Origin of the sequence: Couchioplanes caeruleus (assembly GCF_003751945.1) — a bacterium.
In the GTDB taxonomy this organism is placed as follows: Bacteria; Actinomycetota; Actinomycetes; order Mycobacteriales; family Micromonosporaceae; genus Actinoplanes; species Actinoplanes caeruleus.
The window spans coordinates 4,851,122-4,869,748 of the sequence record NZ_RJKL01000001.1 but is presented as its reverse complement, the minus strand read 5'-3'; the positions used below and the strand labels follow the sequence as shown (position 1 = coordinate 4,869,748).

Genomic DNA, 18,627 nt, shown 5'->3' with positions numbered 1-18,627 from the left:
GCCTCAGTCGTCGATGCACCGAACCGCTCAGATGACCACCTTCCCACCCTCGAGGACGAGTCCCCGTACCGCGAACTCCTCGATGGCTTGCTGCGGAGCGGGACCGGGCTGCCCGGCGGACATGTCCGCCACGGTGGGTAGTACAACCTCGTCGTTGTAGCGGTCGAAGTGCGCCCGCGACTGCCATACCTCGAGGACCTGGAATCCTGTGGCGGTCGGGCGGCCGACGTGGACGAGCAGCCCGTCCACGGTTCCGCCGCTGCGGCGGACGATCTCCGCGTGCAGCGCGTCGTACATGTCGATCGGCCCTGGGACGTCGACGACGTGGGCGTATGTCACGGTGACCTCCGGCATCTGGATTGGTACGATGTTCTGACTATTTCATCAGGTCGTAGAAGGGTCAAGGCTGGCGTGGTCGTACGCACGAAAGGGTCCTCCCGGAAATCGGCGCCGTCCGGCCGGGCAACGCCGTCGTCTGCGGAACCCGAGCTGAACCTCGGGTTGCTGATGTTCATCCCGTACCGGGCCATGGAGAAGGAGGTGCTGGATGCGCTCGCCGCGGCCGGGTTCGATGACGTCACGCTGGCCCAGGCGCGGGTGTTCCAGCGCATCAACCCGGACGGGTCGCGGCTGACCGAACTGGCCGAGGCGGCGCAGTTGACCAAGCAGACCGTGGGTTTTCTGGTCGACCAGCTGGAGCGGGCAGGCTACGTCGAGCGGACACCGGACCCGCGCGACCGGCGTGCGCGGCTGGTGCGTGTCGCCGATCGGGGCGCCGCGGCGGTTCGGGCGAGCGCGGGTGTCGTCGCCGAGATCGAGGCTCGGTGGGCGGAGCATCTCGGTCCCGCCCGGACCGCCCATCTGCGGGAAGCGCTCACCGCACTCCGCGAGATCACCGATCCGTACGCCTGAGCGAGCCTGGACTAAGTCAGATTATCTGACTAATATAGTACGAGTATCGAACCACATCCCGGAGGTCGACGAGGGAAGGCAGGCGGCCATGGACGCCGAACAGACGTGGCACCTCATCCACCAGCAGCGCCTGGCGATCGGCGACCTGCTCGACGGGCTGATCCCGGCACAGTGGGAATCACCGTCCCTGTGCGACGCATGGCGGATCCGCGATGTAGCGGCGCACCTGACGACCGTGCCGATGCCACCGTCACCCGGCTCCCTGTTCGTGGACCTGGTCCGGGCGCGCGGCAGCTTCCACCGGTTGAACAACCTGGCCACCCGGCGCCGCGCCGCGCGGCCGACCGCGCAGATCGTCGCCGACCTGCGCGCACACGCCGCCTCCCGCGAGGTGCCCATCGTCTCCAACGTCCGTAACGTCCTGTTCGACGTGCTGGTCCACGGGCAGGACATCGCCATCCCGCTCGGGATTCACCTGCCGGTGCCGCTCGACGCTGCGGCCGCCGGGGCCAGCCGGGTCTGGTCCATGGGTTGGCCGTTCTGGGCGAAACGCCGCCTGCGCGGCATGCGACTGACGGCCACCGACACGGAGTGGTCCGTCGGGTCGGGAGCGGAGATCAGGGGGCCCATCCGTGCCCTGCTCCTGTTGCTGACCGGTCGCACCTCCGCCGCGGCGCCACTGCTGTCCGGCGAGGGGGTCACGCACGCTGCCAACCGCAGCACGACTAACCGCAGCACGACCTGATCAGCTCGCCGTGGTTCCATGGCGTGAGGCTTGACTGCCCTCGGCTAGTGTGCTGCGCCGGAAATTCGCCTACAAAATCGGGCGAGTGATTCGAGGATCTCTTCGGCGGTCTTGGTCCAGATGAACGGTCGCGGATTGCTGTTCCAGTCGGCGATCCAGGACCGGATGTCGGCTTCCAGGGCCTGGACGCTGTTGTGGGTGCCGCGGCGGATCTTCTGGTCGGCGAGGAAGCCGAACCAGCGTTCGACCTGGTTGATCCAGGACGAGCCGGTCGGGGTGAAGTGCATGTGGAAGCGGGGATGTTTCGTCAGCCAGGCCCGGATGGCGGGGGTTTTGTGGGTGCCGTAGTTGTCGCAGATCAGGTGCACGTCCAGGTCGGCCGGGACGGTCTTGTCGATGGTGATCAGGAACTGTTTGAACTCGGTCGCGCGGTGCTGGCGGTGCAGTTCGCTGATGACGGTGCCGTCGGCGGTGTCGAACGCGGCGAACAGGCTGGTGATGCCGTTGCGGTGGTAGTCGTGGGTGCGGCGTTCGGGCATGCCGGGCATCATCGGCAGGACCGGCTGGGAGCGGTTGAGGGCCTGGATCTGGGACTTCTCGTCCACGCACAGCACCACGGCTCGTTCGGGCGGATGATGGTAGAGGCCGACGACGTCGACGACTTTCTCGATGAACTGCGGGTCGGTGGACAGTTTGAACGTCTCAGCCCGGTGCGGCTTGAGGCCGAAGTCGCGCCAGATCCGGCCGATCGTCGACTTCGACAGCCCGGACTTCTCCGCCATCGACGCGCGTGACCAGTGAGTGGCGTTACGCGGTGTCTGTTCCAGGGTGGCGACGACGACTTCTTCGACCTTGTCCAGGGCGATCGACGGCGGCCGGCCCGGACGTTGTTCATCGATCAAACCGTCGAGACGTTCGGCCAGGAACCGCCGCCGCCACTTACCCGCAGTGGACAGGTGTACGCCCAGAGCCGTTGCTACATCAGTGTTCGCGGCACCTTCGGCGCACGCCAGGATGATCCTCGATCGCACAGCGAGGGCCTGCGAAGACTTCGCCCGACGCGACCACCGGGTCAACGTCGCGCGTTCCTCATCGGTCAACACCAGCGGTGCAGTCGGGCGCCCGGTACGTGCCATCAACCCACCCTACACCGACTTATCAGGCGAATTTCCGGCGCAGCACACTAGTACGTCGCCAAGTTGCCTGCCGGCCTCCGGCTCTGAGGGGACGGGAGGTCGTCGAGCCTGTGTCACCCGACAAGGCGGCAGCTTCCGCTGTCGCCCGGCTGACAGCGGGCCTGCTTCTCGTGTGGCATCTTGGCGTCTTCGGCATGCCGGGAAGCGGGAAGAAGGACAATGATCCGATCCAGCCTGCGGCTCGCCTCCATCGTCGGAGCAGTGGCCATAGCGTTGGTCGTCGGCCTGTGGATCATTCCGCCCCTTCTCTATCCGCCGCTGTCCGCGTCCTCCCTGGTCGGCGTCGTGGACCCACAGGCACGTATCGAGCTGCAGCAGGCGCAATCCAAGCTCCAGAACGAGTTGCGGTCGAGCTTGCTGCAAGGACTGGCGGGAATCCTGGTCATCGTCGGCGCGGCAGCCACATGGCGACAAGTGCAGATCAGCCGGGACGGACAGATCACCGACCGGTTCTCCCGCGCCATCGAGCACCTTGGCAGCGACAACTCCGACGTCCGGATCGGCGCCATCTACACGCTGGAACAGGTTGCTGCCAACTCACCCGCCGATCGGACCCCGATCCAGTACCTCGTCGCGGGGTTCGTCCGCCGACACGCCCAGTGGCATGACGGCGCACCGGATTGCCCGATGCACCCCGATATCGACATGACCCTGCCGTGGCTCTACATGCGTGCTCCGGACGTCCAGGCGGCGATGAGTGTGTTGGGCCGCCGACCACCATCCCTGCAGGCACGGCGCTTGTATCTGTCGCGGACCGACCTACGCAGCGTTGAGCTCGGCGGCGCAGACCTCACGGAAGCGCAGATCCGGTACGCCAATCTCGCCCGCGCCTGGCTGCCGGGCGCCACGCTGAACCGCAGCGACCTCAAGGGCACGGACCTCCGGCACGCGAATCTTGCCGGCGCTCGATTGGTCAACTCGTCGATGGCCGGCGCCTGCCTGATGGAGGCCGATCTCACGGGGGCAGACCTGCGCGGTGCAGACCTCCGAGGTGCCGACCTCCGCGCTCGGAACCTCGATGCAGCACGCCTGGACGGAGCGCACTGGGACGCGACGACAAAGTGGCCCGAAGGTCGCCCATAGGGCCACAGCGGCGGCCAGATCCGAGCGTCGGTTGGCGCGTAGGCGGCTCGCCACGACCGCGGACTCGATAGCCACCCGTTGCAGTCGCGTGGTTGCCCATCGGCGGGTGCAGCGCTCCACCCGCTCAAGATCGCTGTCACCTTGGTCGATGCTGTCCAACAGGGCGAGCAGGTCACCAGGGGTCCCGGACCAACGTCCTCTGCCTGGCGTCGTCGGGCCTGACCAGCGACGGGTTCGAGGGCCGGGAGGAATGGGTGCCGCCGGGCCGGCTGAAGACGCATGGGGCCAGCGTCGAGGAGTTCCTGTTCGAGGAACGCCGCTGGGAGGCGGTGCGGCAGGCGTCCGCGCCCGCGCTGGAAATCCGTTGAGCACCGGGCGGCGGATCTTGTTATCGACCTGGTGGAACCGACCACTTTCGTCGATCAAATGGACTTCATGGACGCACTATCGGCACGATCTATCGCCAACTTGAGAGCCCGCTTGCTACCCATGCTCTCCATAGAGCTGGACATCCTCCCGGAGCCCTCCGGCTCCTGATCGATGTCCGTCAAAGCGGGTCAGGTCCAGAATTGCACGCCTCGCATCCCACGGTCCGCAAGGTCTGGGTCGATGGCGGCTACCAGACCACCGTGTGGCGGCGCGGAGCCCGACATGGCATCGACGTCGAGAGAGTCACCCGCCGCCCGGCGGAGAGAGGCTTCCGCGCGTCGCCTCGCCGCTGGGTGGTCGAGCGAACCTTCGGCTGGCTGATGCAACACCGCCGGCTCGCCCTCGACTACGAGTCCCCGCCCCAAGGATCACGCGCCATGATCCTCTGGGCCATGGCTAACACAATGTCCCGCCGACCGGCGGGAGAATCCACACAAACCTGGCGCGACTGAACCCCACCACGACAGGTCAGATCCGGCCCCCGGGATCAGATGCCCTCTAACTGGACGTTTCGTTCGCCTTACGCGGTGGCGGGAGCACCAGGTCGAGGGCGCCGTCGTCCGTGCGCACCGGGCCGCTACGCCCGGCGGCGGTCGCCCGCGCGGTGTACAGCGCCTGGGAGAGCTCTACGCTCTCGATCCTACGGTCGGCTGTGCGGCGTCATCCGGGTTCGGGTCAGGCCGGTCGCGGTGACCGGAGCGCCGCGGCGTCGTGAGGTCCCCGGCTCTATCTGTTCTGTCATCCGAGCGGGTCGGCCACGACCCGGTTGCGCCCCATGCGCTTCGCCGCGTAGAGATTGTGGTCGGCCCGGGCGAGCAGCGCGGACGGCGTACTGTTCCCGTCGCCGATAGTCGTCACACCGACGCTGACGGTGACCTGCAGGTTCCCGGTGACCGGGTGCCATGGATGGCCGGCGATCGCCAGCCGCAGCCGCTCACAGCGGCGCACTGCCTCGTCGATGCCGGTGTCCGGCAGGAGGAGCAGGAACTCTTCGCCGCCGAGCCGGGCGGCGACAGCCGAGTCGGTGGCCGTGTCGGCAAGGAACGCGGCGACCTGCTTCAGGACCGCGTCGCCGGTGGCGTGCGACAGGGTGTCGTTGATGCGCTTGAAGTGGTCGAGATCGATCAGCGCCGCGGAGAGCGGGGTTGCGCGTTCGGCCGCCTGCTCCAACAGCAGCGCCAGGTGTTCGTCGACGAAGCGGCGGTTGTAGAGGCCGGTAAGCGAGTCGCGCTGCGCCATCTCCCGGAACCGTACGCTTTCCTGGCGCGCCTCGTCCGTTTCGAAGACCGCCTGGAGGGTGCGGGCGCGCGCCTCGCGCTGGGCGGACTGCAACGCCTGGGTCTCGGCGTGGAAGCGCCGGTGCTCCTCGTACGCCTCACGGTATCGACCGGTCGCCGCGTACAGCTGGGCCTGCTCGCCGCGTACCCGCGCCCGTGCTGATGCGATCTCGTACTCCTCGCACACCACGACCGCCCGGTCCAAGGTGAGCTGGGCAGCCGCGACGTCACCACGCAACCGCTGCGCCTCCGCCACGGTCAGCAGAGACTCGGCCAGGGTGTGGCTGTCGACCGGCGGTCCCTCGGCCGCGGAATCCAGGACCGGGCGCAGGGTCGCCTCCGCCTCGGCGTACCGGCCACGCGTCACCTCGATCCGCGCGATCGTGTCGAGGTACGCGGCTTCCAACGGCACGCCGTGACGGGCCGCGAACGCCCGCATCTCACCGACGAGAGTCTGGACCTCCTCGCCGTCGTTGTTCTTGGACGCCGTGTAGGCCAGGTTGTTGAGCAGGCGAAGGGACAGCTCGAAGTCGCCGATGGCGGTGGCGACGGTGAACGCCTCGCGGTACCGGCGCGAGGCCTCGTCCAACGAGCCGCTCTCACAGAGCGTCACGGCGAGGTGCGACAGGTGCCGTGCGCGGATGCCGGCGGGCACCTCGTGGCCAGTGAGTGCCAGGCACTGGACGGCGTGGCCGAGGGCGTCGGACGGGTCGCCGAGGTGGCGGCGGAAGCGGGACAACACGAGGTGGCTGCGGGCCAGCACGTAGGCGCGGTCGTGCTCGGCGGCCCACGCGCTGACGTCGCGCGCGATCCGGCCCGACGCCGTCAGGTCGCCCTGCCGCATGAACGCCTCGGCGCGCACCAGCCGCGCCCTCATCACCAGGTCGGTGCGGCCCAACTCAGCCGCCAGCCGCTCCGTGCGGTCGGCCGACTCGGCGAGGGTCCGGAGCTCTGCCACGGAGGCCATCTCCAGCGCCTGGACTGCGGCCGCCAGTCGCGCCTCGGCATGCGGCGCCGACGCGGACAGTTCGGCGACGGCACCGGCGATGCCGGTGATCGTAGCCGGTCGATCATCGGTGTTCCCTGCGGTCCGTGTCTGGACCGCCGCGTTGGTGCCCACTCGGATCCCACCTTCGTTGACGTCAGCCACGTCAAGCTATGCGAGACCGGTTGCCGACGCAGGATGGTCGGGTTGCAGAAGGGATGCGACGGGCGGCGTCGGGAATGTCGCGCCCGGCGGTTCGCGTGACCGATGTCGTGCGGGGGCTCCACGCGCCGAGGCCCTGGCCGGGGCACATGTCCCGGCCAGGGCCTCAGTCGATCCCGAGGTCAGTTGAAGGTCAACGGACCGCTGGTTCACCTGGACGGCTTCGCGATGATCCCGCGGCGGTGGTGCGTCGAGCGCACCCGGGCCTGGATCACCGCTCACCGCCCCCTGGCCCGCGACTACGAACGCCTGCCGGCCACCTCCGAGGGGTTGATCCGCTGGGCATTCATCGCAGGCGCGCTCAACCGCCTCGACTCCGGCCACCCCGCGGTCCGACAACCCCGCTGGCGCTGGCTCCGACACCCACGACTGACACCTATGTCAAACACGCACTGAGCACCCGAACAGCTAGATCGTCTCCAAAACTGTCTCCAAAACAGCGCCGAAAACCACTCAGGGCCGGTCCCCTTGTGCGGAGGACCAGCCCTGAGCTGGTGTTTCTCTGGTCGGGGTGGCCGGATTTGAACCGACGGCCTCTTCGTCCCGAATTAGGATCATGACCCGCCGGGGTCCCGTGTTCCATCCAAAGGCCCAGGTCGTGACGTGGGATCACGTCGGGATGACCAGGACTGTGAGGGCCAGCTTCTCAAGATCCACTCCCCGATCACTCCCAAGGCTCAGAAGATCGTCCGGTGGAGGCCGGTCTGTCCGAACGGCAGCTGATCGGCTCGGGGAAGGTGTTCGTCCGTGCCCGTTTGTGACCGTATGCGAGCTCGGCTGCTGTCCCGCAGCTGGCCCGGCTGTTCTAGCCTCGCACGATGATCGAACAGCGGATTCAGCCATCGGGATCGTCGCTGTGATCGGTCGACGCGGCGCAGCGCTCGCGGCCACCGTGCTACTCACCCTTTCCGTCTTCGGCTGCGCGGACCAGACAGGCAATACCGCACAGCCGCTCGCGCCGGCCGTGCCCGCGCAGGACCTGCGGTCACCAGGCGCACCGCAGGTCCACCCGCGGTGGCAATCGTGCAGCAAGGAACCGTCTAGCTACCAACGCGGGGACGACGACAGCGCCGCGTTGACGATGCCTCGCCTCGCCGGCAACTTCCACCCGGTGGCCGCCATCATCTGCGGGCTGGGACCACAGCACCGGCCAGACGGCGGCATCGACGCGATCGCCGCCGAGGACCGTGTCGATGACGTGGCGGCCCTGCTCACGGCGCTACATCTGCCCGACGAGCCGCCACTGCCCGAGCCCTCCGACGATGACGAGTCACCTGTCAGGGCCTGCACCATGAATCTTGTTCTCCCGCCGTGGCTGGCGCTGCTCGACGCCGAGGGTCGGTGGGTACGTCCGGGAATTCCCCTCGACGCATGCGGCCATCCTCGCTACGAAGTCATGACTGCGATCGACAAGGCGCGGCGGACGCGCATCGCCACCCGCGTACTCCAGGAGATCGAGTCGGCCGAGGCTGCTGCGACCGGATGCAGCGATGTGTGGGCCGACATGGTGTGGGTGACCGGCATGGACAGCGCCACGAGGCCGGCCGAAGATCTGGCTGTTCTGGCCGATGACGGTGCATCGGTTCACGCGTGCATCTACCGGGTCCCGGTGGGTGAGCAGCGCAGCGAGAAACCGCGCGGTGCGGTCGTCTCTCGGCATCTGCTGCCCGCCGGACGCTGGGCAGCCATCAAACGACAGGTCGAGGCAGCCGGGCCAGTGCAGGCGTGCAGCACACCGGCGAGCCGATTTGCCCTGCTGATGCCGACTGACATCTACGTGGAACTGGACGGCTGCCAACGAATTTTGGCCCCGGCGGCCCCCCGCGGAGACGGCACCAGCTCCGACACCCTCCGGCAAGCCCCTGCGGCCCTGCCTGCGCTACTCACCAAGTAGTAGATCGTCCAGCACCTGTCCGAAAGTCGAAGGTCGGCGACTCGACCTCACCCCTGGCCACCCAGCCGCGAGTAGCCCCCAAGCCATCCCGTCCGCCGTCGACCCACCTACCGGGGAGCGGGCCTGCTCCAGGGTGCCAAGGTGGAGCGCCCTACCGGACGAACGACCTTGGCACCCTGGAGCAGGTCTGCTCGGCTTCGCTGGGTCGGCGGTGGGCGGGATGGCGCACCATCCCAGAAGCTCGAGCGCTCCCGCCGGAGGCATCGTCTGATGCTGGCACCGTCGCAAGATCGGCCGGCGCGCCGGCCGATGCCGGCCGAAGGCCGCCAGCAGGCCGAGTGCGTCCGGCCGCGCCGCGCTCGCGCGGCGCCTTGATTCAGAAAAGATCAATTCGGCAGTTGCCTATCTTCCGGAGTGTGACCTGCCAACTGATGTGCGACGCGGATCCGCCACATGATGTGCGACGGTGGAACGCGCCTTGTCGGCGGCATGTGAGTGCGCCGCCCGAGGGGCAGCATCCGGGATGTCCAAGGGTCGAGGTCAGTGGCCGGGCACGATTCGTTCGATCTTGCTTAGTTCCTCGCGCAGAAGGTCGTCGTGGGCGATGGCGAAGTCGCCGTTGGGTAGCAGGTCGTGGGAGAACTCGACGCCGGTGACCCTGTCCGACAGGAATTGGCGCAGCTTGTGCCGGATGCCGGCGGGATATTCGACCGATGCTCCCCAGCCCTCCGGCGCGGCATCGCTGGCGAGCAGCACCCAGTGATCCGGTCTGACGAGGGAGCCGAGGTCGGGAACGCCGCCGGTGTGACAGTCCAGTGCGGGTAGTACGAGCCGGTCGGGGTCGGCGGGCGGGTACCACATGAGAAGCGGCTTGGCCCGCTGCGCCTGGGCGTTGTCGAAACAGCACAACGCGATCGTGTAGCCCGGGAACGCATCGGCGTAGAACTCGAACAGCTCGCGATTGAGCGGTGGCCGCTTGTGTGGCGGCACCTGCAGCAGCGCGGCTGGGATCTGTGTCGGGTCACCGGCCAGTACGACGGTGTAGATATCGTGGTCGAACACCTCGACCGCTGAGTCGGCGCCCATCCACGCGATGCCAGCGCTACGCGCCACGGGCTGCGCGCGGGCCGCCACATCGCGCATCCTGATCAGGACATCGGCGCTGTGGCCGACGGAGATGAAATTCCGCGGGGACATACGGGCGGCGGGAAGGTGCAGCAGCATGGCGTTCGGGCCGTCGGCCAGATTGACAGCAGTGTTCTGGTAGCCGAGGACCTGTACCAGCCCATGCTCAGGATGCCAGCACCGGCCGGCGTACAGGATGGTCCCGGTGAACTCCGCTTGATCCACCGATACACACATCCGCACCAGCTTATCCGCCCGGCGGCCGTGACAGCGAGACGGTCTGATAGCTGCCCACTCGGCAGTCGCCAGGGCTTGCCAACCGAGTCCACGCCGCCGGACATGTCGCTTGCCGACCAGCAGGACCGGCGCCTGCCGGCTGGTAGGGCAACCGCGCACCCAGCGGTGATCCGCACGATCGGCGGATCCGGATGGCTGTAGATGCCTCCATGCCTGTGCCATTAGGTACTGGGTCATCACCCGCTATCGTCTGACCGTCTCTCGATCGATGCAGGCAAGGTAGCGGAGGGCTCCATGCCAGACGCGTTGGCAGCGCTTGTGAGCTGGATGTCCGTGGTGCTGGGCGTCGTTGGCCTGTGGCGGGGCACGACACTAGTTCTCCGTGGCAAACAGGCTCGTGATTCCCTTGGCACACCAGGCTGGATGGTATTGACCGAAAGTGGCAGCCTCGCCCTGCTCGGTGCCGCATTCCTGTCCGGCGGCGGCTGGATGCACCTGATCTGGCCGGCGTTCGCCCTCATGACCGTCGGCACCGTCGCGCGGGTCAGAACCCGGCTACATCGCCGACCACCCCGACCACCCGCTGTGATCCGCGATGGTGGCACTGCGGCGTCTTGATCTGCAAGTCGGACTGACTGGATCCAGCGCACGGTCCGTGACGGCGTCGAGACGAGCGTACCCGTGCTCCGCGGCAGATGAGGATGCACCGCAGTGGCCCCGGTTAAAGTATGAAGTTGGCATGGAGGCGCATTTCGGGCACAAGCGGGGGAATCGCTCGGTACGTTTGAGGACGTGGGCGAGTTCGTGGCGGCGACGGCGCTACGCACGAGCGACCTCGATGCCGTGCAGGCGGCCGCCGCTCGCCACGGGCGCGTGCGCGATACGGCCGGCGACGACGAACGACTGACGACGGCGAGTATTTGGGCGCCGGTCAACGGCTGGACCGTAGTGATCTGGCCTAACTGGTTCACCGATCTGAATATCGTGTCGCCCAAGCTGTCGGCCGACCTCGGCACGCTGGCCAGCGCAATCGACGTGTATGACGGCGACTTCTGGACCCACCAGCTGTGGCGCGACGGCGTGGAGCTCGACCGGTTCAACTCCAGCCCGGAGTACTTCGCGCAGGACCGCCAGGAGCTCCGGCGTCTGCGGGAGGAATGGGCCGGCCGGCCGAATGTGGTTGCGGAGGCGTTTGGCGTCGACGCCGGCGTTGTTGCTCGCTACTTGATCCCGCCTTACACCGGCTTCTTCGGCCGCCTCCGGGGTCGCCGCAAACCCTTCCCCGACGACGCCAGCACCCTCGACGATGTATGGGTCTTCGTCGACTTCTGGCGTCGCCTTGGTATCACCTCGTTCGACGGCACGCCGCCGGCCCGGGCCGTACGCCTACCAACCTTGCGTTTCGATTAGGCCGGGCCGCACGCATCGCGGCTAGATCCGGATGGTGGTGCCGCGCCCGTTCAGGCTTCGGGGTGGAAGTCGCTAAGGCTTGCGCGGTACCACGAGCCGTTGATGATGGCGTGTAGCTCGGGGCCACGGCACGTCCAGCGCGCGTTTCGGATCTCCATGCCATCGGGCAGGACCAGACGGGATTGGTCACCGGCCACCTGGACGCCCTTAGCGTCGATGCTGATGGGCGTGGCAAGGTCGTAGTCGGCGCCGTAGCCTCCGATCAGTACTGCGTGCTCGCCGTGCACGAGCAGTGCAGCGGCTCCGCCTTGTGGTGCCTTGCCGTGGTCAACGCCGTGCGAACCGCGGACGCTGATGAGGTGATGGGCGCGATACACCGACGCGTAGGCGTCTTCTTCATGGACGTTCAGAGCCTCGCAGTCGTCGATGCAGGGCAGGTCGGTGTTGAAGGGGTAACGCCACCGAGGCTGCATGTCGGGGCCGAAGCGCACCAGGCCGTGCCCGCCGAGGCCTCGACCGGATGCTGCGGCTTCGTCGAAGTAGCCGATCCAGAAGTCGCCGCTCGGTGTGGCCAGGACATGCTCGACAGCGTCACCACAGTGCCCGCTGAGCACCCAGGTGCCTGCGACATCCCATACTTCGGCGCTTTCGGCTGTGCCCCGGGTGCGGGCGTCGACCAGAAGTACCTGGCCGTCAGGGAGCGGCTGCATGAAGTCGGCCGGACGCGCACCGCTCAGGATCACTGCGGCATGGTCGTTAGCGCCTGCCCCATGGTGGGTCAGCAGGCGAGCACCGGTGGCATGGTGATCCCATAACGCGACTGCTCGATCATCTACACCAATACCGACCGCCCGCGGCTGGCGCCGCCAGCAGTGGTCTGTGGGAGGCGGGCTCAGGTATGCGTGGTGGCGCAGCGCGACCATCGGCAAGTCGATCACCGACCGGCGGCGATGCATCTGCTCGAGCTGCCGTTGGTGCTCTCGCTCGTTCACGATCCCATGATCGCAACCGTACTATCGAGGCGCTGTTCAGATGCCATGCACCGCACCCGCTCGTCGGCAGAAGTTCGCGTCGACGAGCGGGAGGCGAGCACACGGAGCGTGACCCTGATGCGCCACCTGGCGCGCATGCTCGGCGGCAGTTGAGTGCACCCCCGGAGCTATCGCAGAGAATGCGGCCTCGGGCCCAGCCCGGGGCATGCTCGAATACCCTATGCGCATGAGCTACGACAGCGAGGCGAACGCGGCATACCTCGCCATCGAGCAGGACATCCCTAGTGGGTCGGCAACTGAGAACGTCGTCGTCGAACGGCCTGGCCAGGGCGACATCGTGCTCGACTTCGACTCTGACGGCCGCCTACTCGGCGTGGAGGTCATCGGCGCGAGAGAACTTCTCAGCGCCGCTGTACTCACGACAGCCGACGACGCGTGAATCGAAGCGCGGTCAGCGGCCAGATGAGCGCACCTGATCTTGGCGGTGCAACTTCTCTCCGCTAGAAGCGTGCGGATCACCGGAGTGGTGATGCGGGCGAAGCGAGCAGGGCAGAGATGAAGGCGCGCCTACTTGCATGGTTGCCAGGAGGAGGACATCTAGCGGAGGTAGTTCCTTAGCGTCGTCAAGGGAGGCGGAAACACTCCAGCGCGAGTGATACACATGCGGGCATGACGGAGTCTCCACGCCCGGCGCAGACTGTCCAACGTGCGGTGGGGCGCGGGTAGCCACAGGGGTGCGAACCCACGAGCCCGAAGAACGGCCCATTTGGCTCTGGCGGCGAACTCGCCGAGGCTGGGGTACCCGTAACGTGACGGAGGTCCGCGCCCTGGCGTGTATCGAGTGCGGTTACGTGACGCTCCACGTGAGTGACCTGGCTCGCCTCCGGGAGGACGCGCACAAGCATCCCAACCTGTTCCACTGGGAATGAGCACCAGCCGATGGAGGCAGGATCTCTGGCGTCGTCGAGGAAGGCAGAAACACACTTCTGGCGCGCGACTTCAGGGCTCGGTTCTGGGGTAAGCCGTTCAGGATCGCGCCGAGATCGTGCGGTCGTCTTGCCCTGGGCTACTGCGGCACGCCGAAGCCTGGCTGGAACCGCTCGGAAGGCGGCCCGGCCTCGGCCCAGTACCGCCCACGTCGGACTTCTAGTCCAGGTAATTCGCCCAGCACGCGATCAAAGTCCACCAGGCTGGCAACCGACTCTGCCAGATCGCTCTTCATTTCCTTGACCGCTTCGTCAAGCGTGTTGGACTCGTTTGACCAGTCGATCTCGGCGTCCCGCAGTCCTTGCGCGGCATGGTTCAGCACCGCGTTCAGGTCCTCGACCGCGACCTCAAACCGGCAGTAGAGCTGGACGATGACCGGCTCGGAGTCCTTCATGCGCGCAAGCCTGACACGGCGCGACGGCTGGGCGTTGGATCGCCGAGGTGTAAGTATCTCTGGCGTCGTCGAGGGAGGCAGAAACACGCCCCTGCCCCGGTCAGGCCGCACGCTGCGGAGGCGCGGACTAGGGCCCCAAAGGCGTGATCATGGGTTGAGCGGCGCAGGAACCCCCTGCGACCTGCTGATTCTTATCACCAGCCTTTGTTGTCTGACGTTGCTTTACGAGTCTATGTGTCGCCGATGATCTTCCGCAGATCGCGTGTGGTTCATCGAACGACTGTCAGTGCCGATCGATCGTCGGCACGCGACCGTCTGGATTGGCTGCTGTTGCGGACGTGCCGGTTGCGGTCACGACTACCGGTAGTTTGTCGCCTTCGTAACCTTCCTTCGCTCTGCGGCGTTGCACCGGCTGGTGTCGGGTCGAGCGGGTGGGGTGCTGGTGGTTCGTGCGGTGTGTCCGCCGGCTGCGGGTCCGTTAGAGGATTATGCAGCTTGTTTCGATGAGTTGTTCTCCCGGCTGGCTCAGCGGCGGGGGTTTCGGGAGTATTTGACTGGTCTGCTCGCGCCTCGCGATCGCAACAAGACGTTGACGGGCCTGGCCGGCGCGGAGCCGGTCGAGGGGGCGCAACACGCTGCGGTACAACGGCTGCAGTACTTCCTGTCGCAGTCCACGTGGGACGCGGATGAGGTCAACCGGCGGCGGCTGGAGCTGCTGGTGAACGCTCCGGTGACCGCCCCGCATGCTCGCGGGGTGATCGCCATCGACGATTCCGGCGACCGCAAGGATGGCACCCGCACCGCGCATGTCGGGCGGCAGTGGCTGGGCCGCTACGGCAAGACCGACAACGGCATCGTTACCGTGACCACGGTGTGGGCCGACGAACGTGTCTACTATCCGTTGCACGCCGAGGCCTACACCCCTGCCTCCCATTTCGCCCGCAAGCAGGCCGACCCCGGTTTCCGGACCAAGCTGCAGATCGCCGCGGACCTGATCGACAAGGCGCTTACCGCCGGCGTGGTCTGCCGGGCAGTGGTGGCGGACAGCTTCTACGGCGAGCACGACGACCTGCGCGGCGCACTGCGCCAGAGCGGCCTTGGTTTCGTCATGGCTCTCAAGCCGTCCCGGGGCACCTGGCAGTACGGCGCTGACGCCCACACACCGAAAGACGCCGCCCGAACCGTGCCGTGGGGCGGGCCTGAGCATCCCGGCGGCTGGCAACCGGTCCAGCGCCGGTTCCGCGACGGGCACACCGAAACATGGTGGGCCACCGACGCCCGGCTCGGTTGGTGGGGACCCGACGGACATACCCGCCTGGTCATCGCCACGACCGACCCGGCCACCCTGCCCGACAAGGCAACCTGGTATCTGGCCACCAACCTGGCACGCCCCGGCGGCCCACACGACATCCCCGAGGCAGCCCACGAACCGGCGGACTTGACCGAAGTCGTGCGGCTCTACGGAATCCGACATTGGATCGAGCAAAGCTACAAACAAGTAAAAGACGAACTCGGCTGGGCGGACTTCCAAGTCCGCTCTGCCACCGCGATCCGCCGCCACCAAACCCTGGTGAACTGCGCGTTCTCGTTCTGCTGGAACACCTGGTTCGACCCACCATCCACAAACGACAACGTAACGACTCCTGCGGAGCCCGTCCCCGACGACTCCGGAGAGAGGGGGCACCACAGCCGGCCACACGGCTGAACACCCGAGCTGGCCCAAAGCTCTCCGCGCCGTCCGCGCCTGGCTCACGCCATGGCTGCAACTGCACCGCTACTGGACAGCGTGGAGCAAGAAACCACCGCCCGCCGAACTCCAAAAACTCCTGAACGCCGTCGGAAACGGACATGCCCTGAACCTCTATTTACCCCCATGAAGACGACAAACTACCGCTACAGAGGTTGAAAGGCTGAGGTGCGATGTACGAAAGGCCAGGTCAGACTGGCAGCGAGGCTGACTGCTGTCGCCGTTCGTGGCGGCCCGAGGTTCGCGCTGCTGGTCCGTGACTGGTCTGTCAGCTCCTAGGCTGGTGATCATGCTTAACCCGCTCAGGCCGCCGCGGAAGCCCCTTATCCGAGTGCTGCTCGCCGGGTTGCTCGACCTCGCGATCGTCGGCTCTGAGAGCACGCTGAGCCTGGCCGTGCAGGACGCCACGGGCAGCAGCCGCCTTGGTGGCCTGGCCGCCTGGCTCCTGGCGGTTCCGTTCGTGGTCTGGCTCGCTCCGAAGGTTTCCTACCGCCGCCGGGACGCGGTACTCGCCCCCTGGGTCCTCCTGATCGTCGCGTGGCGGATCACCTCCTTGCCGTACCGAGACTGGCCGCCCCGTGACGACGAGGTGCCGCGGGCGAAGTACATCCGCGCAACGGAGTTCGGCACCTCCTGGAAGCCCGAGTACACCGGCCTCTGGCGGCTGCCGAAGACGAACGACGTCGAGGCGACTGCCGGCGCAGCGTGACGGCGTGCTGTTGGTGTCAGTAACTCTGGCATCGTCGAAGTAACGCACTCCGTGGAGTTAGCGGCACGGCTGTGTCGCCACTCGGGCGAATGACTCTGCCGGTGATAGGCACGCACTCACATCGGCACGAGTGTGCGGCGGGCGGAAGCTGGCGACACGTAGCGTGACGGCGCGACGCGACACAGGCACGCGTACTCAGCGGCATGTCAGTGCGTCAAACAGATCAGGACGGACATGGGTGATATTGGTGGATCAAGCTGGTGTAATACGACAGTGAATCGTCGAGTGATACTCATAGCGTCGATCGCTTCGTCAGCGCTCAGTGCCGTGGGATGCGCCCGGCGGAGCGGTCGGGATGAAACGTCGGGCGCACCGTCCACACCTCCCGCAACCAAAGCCGCGAAAAGCTCGAGGAGTTCCACCATGGGAAGTCTTCCGCTCACCAACGGGGTGCCCTTCATTCGCGCCGACTTCACCAACCCGGCAGCGTGGGAGAAGATGGTGAGGCTCGCAGGCCTCCCAAATGAGGAGAACTACGAGGCGAATCTCGAATACGTGGAGGATCGCACCCTGGCCGACCTGGGCGAAGATGCTCTGGCGGCAAGGTTCCCTCGGCTGTATCCCGAGGAGTACGAACATCCTGTGGTGTTCGTGGCGGACGCCGCTGCGATGTCCCCGCCCGACTACCCCATCCTGGTCGTCAACCTAAACGCAACAGAGGACTCTCGACCCTTCCGGACGGTGCCAAGCGAGATCGCCTCCATCGAGGCAAACCTGTCCCTGGCCAATATGGACTTCTTTGAATTCGCTGAAAGCGCCGGAAGGCGAACACTGCGCAGATCGGGCCGTCGAAGTCGATCAGCAGGCATCGGGCGCGGCGGATGAGTTCGGCGAGGGTCATGGCCTGTCCTCGTTGGCGATGCTGGTCCATTCGGTTGCACTACCGGCAGTCGACAGAGGCACGCGGCGAGGTACGACACGGTACGGGCACGGCTTGCGAGGTAACGCCGCTGCGGTCGTCACACTGAACTCTCTCTGACTAAATCGCCCTATGGCTGGCGAGTTAAGCTCGGCGCCATGATCCGAGCTGTGGTGTTCGACGTCGGTGAGTGTCTGGTGAATGAGGCAAGGGAGTACGGCACCTGGGCGGACTGGCTCGGGGTACCTCGCCACACCTTCTCCGCGGTCTTCGGAGCGGTTATCGCACGCGGCCAGGACTACCGCGAGACCTTCCAGGTGTTCCGACCCGGTTTCGATCTCACCGAGGAGCGGGAGAAACGGGCGGCGTCGGGTCAGCCGGAGTGGTTCGGGGAGGACGACCTCTACCCGGACGTGCGCCCAGCGTTGACTGCCCTGCGGAAGGCTGGCCTTTGGGTGGGAATCGCGGGCAACCAGACAGTGCGCGCCGGCGGGCTGTTGCGCTCGATGGATCTGCCCAGCGACATGATCGCTACGTCGGATGACTGGGGCGTCTCGAAGCCGGATGTTGGCTTCTTCGAGGCGGTGGCGAAGGAAACGCCGTGCAGGCCGGAAGAGACCTTGTACGTCGGTGACCGACTGGACAACGACATCCGACCCGCAGTCGCGGCAGGCTTCAAAACGGCTCTGATCCTTCGGGGGCCGTGGGCAACCATCCAGCAGGACGACCCGGAGGCAGACCGATTGGCCACGATGCGAATCGAGTCGCTTGCCGAACTGCCCGAGCGGATCGCGGCGTTCAACGGCGAAGCGCACTGAGAGTGGTCTGCCAGCCGTAGAGCCGGTCGTCGAGCTCGCGGACATACTCGGTGTCGGCCCACGGTTGCAGGCTCTGGCGAACTTCACGGATGCGCTCCATACCTGTGGCGTACCAGGTGATTCCGAGCTGGTCGAGCGCCGCCTGAGCGTGAACGCATGCCTCTTCGGGGTGCTTGCGGGCGACCTCGACGGCGGCCAGGTCGCCGAGGATGACGGTGCGCTGCTTGCCCTCGTCGGCTGGCAGCGCCTCCAAGGCCGCGGTGAGGACGTGGTGGAGATACCGGAGGCCGACTACTGCTACGGCCCGGCATACTAAAAATGCGCATAACGGCCATGACAGTCACGCCGCAGGAAGTCTCCCGCCTGGAGTGGATTCGCTTGATCGGCGTGCCCATCTACAGCAACGAACAGGAAGGCCCCGAGCGCGAAGCGCTCATCCGGGTGGAAGCCCTTCGTCGGCATCCACCGAAACGATGAGAGGCGCTACAGACGGAGCCGGTCTTGACCCGCGAGACACGCTCGTCATCCGCTACCGCTCGCGGGTCG

At 66.7% G+C, this 18,627-nt stretch carries 19 protein-coding genes and 1 pseudogene; 13 read left to right on the top strand and 7 right to left on the bottom strand.

Annotated elements, in window-relative coordinates; translation table 11 throughout:
• Window positions 1–27: 27 nt before the first annotated feature.
• Window positions 28–339: a hypothetical protein gene (locus tag EDD30_RS21620; RefSeq protein ID WP_143162701.1), complete on the bottom strand. Its 312-nt coding sequence runs from the start codon at window positions 337–339 to the stop codon at window positions 28–30.
• Window positions 340–507: 168 nt separating this feature from the next.
• On the opposite strand from EDD30_RS21620, the gene EDD30_RS21615 reads away from it, so the two are divergent.
• Window positions 508–912, top strand: a complete 405-nt coding sequence (locus EDD30_RS21615) for a MarR family winged helix-turn-helix transcriptional regulator (protein ID WP_071805796.1) — start codon at window positions 508–510, stop codon at window positions 910–912.
• 88 nt (window positions 913–1,000) lie between these two features.
• Window positions 1,001–1,657: a maleylpyruvate isomerase family mycothiol-dependent enzyme gene (locus EDD30_RS21610; RefSeq protein WP_071805790.1), complete on the top strand. Its 657-nt coding sequence runs from the start codon at window positions 1,001–1,003 to the stop codon at window positions 1,655–1,657.
• 44 nt (window positions 1,658–1,701) lie between these two features.
• On the opposite strand, the gene EDD30_RS21605 is transcribed toward EDD30_RS21610, so the two are convergent.
• Window positions 1,702–2,793, bottom strand: coding sequence for an IS630 family transposase (locus EDD30_RS21605; RefSeq protein ID WP_123678074.1), 1,092 nt, complete (start codon window positions 2,791–2,793; stop codon window positions 1,702–1,704).
• Between the two features lie 219 nt (window positions 2,794–3,012).
• Here EDD30_RS21605 and EDD30_RS40765 point away from each other — a divergent pair, with 219 nt between their 5' ends.
• Window positions 3,013–3,936 carry a pentapeptide repeat-containing protein gene (locus EDD30_RS40765; RefSeq protein WP_071806875.1) on the top strand — a complete coding sequence of 308 codons (924 nt, stop codon included), beginning with the start codon at window positions 3,013–3,015 and terminating at the stop codon, window positions 3,934–3,936.
• A gap of 569 nt (window positions 3,937–4,505) precedes the next feature.
• Window positions 4,506–4,817, top strand: a complete 312-nt coding sequence (locus EDD30_RS40760) for a transposase (RefSeq protein ID WP_394328279.1) — start codon at window positions 4,506–4,508, stop codon at window positions 4,815–4,817.
• Between the two features lie 286 nt (window positions 4,818–5,103).
• Here the strand turns inward: EDD30_RS40760 and EDD30_RS21590 are convergent, their stop codons facing one another.
• Window positions 5,104–6,762, bottom strand: a complete 1,659-nt coding sequence (locus tag EDD30_RS21590) for a GGDEF domain-containing protein (protein ID WP_244945349.1) — start codon at window positions 6,760–6,762, stop codon at window positions 5,104–5,106.
• Between the two features lie 246 nt (window positions 6,763–7,008).
• On the opposite strand from EDD30_RS21590, the pseudogene EDD30_RS42065 reads away from it, so the two are divergent.
• Both EDD30_RS42065 and EDD30_RS21580 read left to right on the top strand, forming a co-directional pair.
• Window positions 7,009–7,161, top strand: a pseudogene (locus tag EDD30_RS42065) (transposase); the annotation flags it as partial.
• Window positions 7,162–7,705: 544 nt separating this feature from the next.
• Window positions 7,706–8,743, top strand: coding sequence for a hypothetical protein (locus tag EDD30_RS21580; protein ID WP_071806876.1), 1,038 nt, complete (start codon window positions 7,706–7,708; stop codon window positions 8,741–8,743).
• A gap of 540 nt (window positions 8,744–9,283) precedes the next feature.
• On the opposite strand, the gene EDD30_RS21575 is transcribed toward EDD30_RS21580, so the two are convergent.
• Window positions 9,284–10,342 carry a hypothetical protein gene (locus EDD30_RS21575; protein WP_211277864.1) on the bottom strand — a complete coding sequence of 353 codons (1,059 nt, stop codon included), beginning with the start codon at window positions 10,340–10,342 and terminating at the stop codon, window positions 9,284–9,286.
• Between the two features lie 555 nt (window positions 10,343–10,897).
• On the opposite strand from EDD30_RS21575, the gene EDD30_RS21570 reads away from it, so the two are divergent.
• Window positions 10,898–11,515 (top strand): hypothetical protein, encoded by a 618-nt coding sequence (locus tag EDD30_RS21570; protein ID WP_071806878.1) that lies wholly within the window; start codon window positions 10,898–10,900, stop codon window positions 11,513–11,515.
• A 50-nt stretch (window positions 11,516–11,565) separates the two neighbouring features.
• Here EDD30_RS21570 and EDD30_RS21565 read toward each other — a convergent pair whose 3' ends face one another.
• Complete coding sequence (locus EDD30_RS21565; RefSeq protein ID WP_143162788.1) at window positions 11,566–12,507, bottom strand: hypothetical protein; 942 nt, start codon at window positions 12,505–12,507, stop codon at window positions 11,566–11,568.
• Between the two features lie 226 nt (window positions 12,508–12,733).
• On the opposite strand from EDD30_RS21565, the gene EDD30_RS21555 reads away from it, so the two are divergent.
• Window positions 12,734–12,946: a DUF2283 domain-containing protein gene (locus tag EDD30_RS21555; protein WP_170047414.1), complete on the top strand. Its 213-nt coding sequence runs from the start codon at window positions 12,734–12,736 to the stop codon at window positions 12,944–12,946.
• 627 nt (window positions 12,947–13,573) lie between these two features.
• Here the strand turns inward: EDD30_RS21555 and EDD30_RS21550 are convergent.
• The gene (locus EDD30_RS21550; RefSeq protein ID WP_071806882.1) at window positions 13,574–13,888 is read right to left on the bottom strand and encodes a hypothetical protein; all 315 of its coding nucleotides are present in this window, start codon (window positions 13,886–13,888) and stop codon (window positions 13,574–13,576) included.
• Between the two features lie 415 nt (window positions 13,889–14,303).
• Between EDD30_RS21550 and EDD30_RS21545 the strand changes: the two genes are divergently transcribed.
• From EDD30_RS21545 to EDD30_RS21530, 4 genes are all read left to right on the top strand, one after another.
• On the top strand, window positions 14,304–15,593 hold the full coding sequence (locus EDD30_RS21545) for an IS701 family transposase (protein ID WP_425321280.1): 1,290 nt from the start codon (window positions 14,304–14,306) through the stop codon (window positions 15,591–15,593).
• A gap of 331 nt (window positions 15,594–15,924) precedes the next feature.
• Window positions 15,925–16,344, top strand: a complete 420-nt coding sequence (locus EDD30_RS39275; protein WP_170047430.1) for a hypothetical protein — start codon at window positions 15,925–15,927, stop codon at window positions 16,342–16,344.
• A 423-nt stretch (window positions 16,345–16,767) separates the two neighbouring features.
• Window positions 16,768–17,229, top strand: coding sequence for a DUF6924 domain-containing protein (locus EDD30_RS21535; protein ID WP_123678449.1), 462 nt, complete (start codon window positions 16,768–16,770; stop codon window positions 17,227–17,229).
• A 192-nt stretch (window positions 17,230–17,421) separates the two neighbouring features.
• Window positions 17,422–18,081: an HAD family hydrolase gene (locus EDD30_RS21530; RefSeq protein ID WP_071807123.1), complete on the top strand. Its 660-nt coding sequence runs from the start codon at window positions 17,422–17,424 to the stop codon at window positions 18,079–18,081.
• On the opposite strand, the gene EDD30_RS21525 is transcribed toward EDD30_RS21530, so the two are convergent.
• Window positions 18,062–18,334: a hypothetical protein gene (locus tag EDD30_RS21525; protein ID WP_071807125.1), complete on the bottom strand. Its 273-nt coding sequence runs from the start codon at window positions 18,332–18,334 to the stop codon at window positions 18,062–18,064. The genes EDD30_RS21530 and EDD30_RS21525 overlap by 20 nt on opposite strands.
• Before the next feature lie 80 nt (window positions 18,335–18,414).
• Here EDD30_RS21525 and EDD30_RS39270 point away from each other — a divergent pair, with 80 nt between their 5' ends.
• Window positions 18,415–18,558 (top strand): hypothetical protein, encoded by a 144-nt coding sequence (locus EDD30_RS39270; protein ID WP_170047432.1) that lies wholly within the window; start codon window positions 18,415–18,417, stop codon window positions 18,556–18,558.
• Window positions 18,559–18,627: the final 69 nt, after the last annotated feature.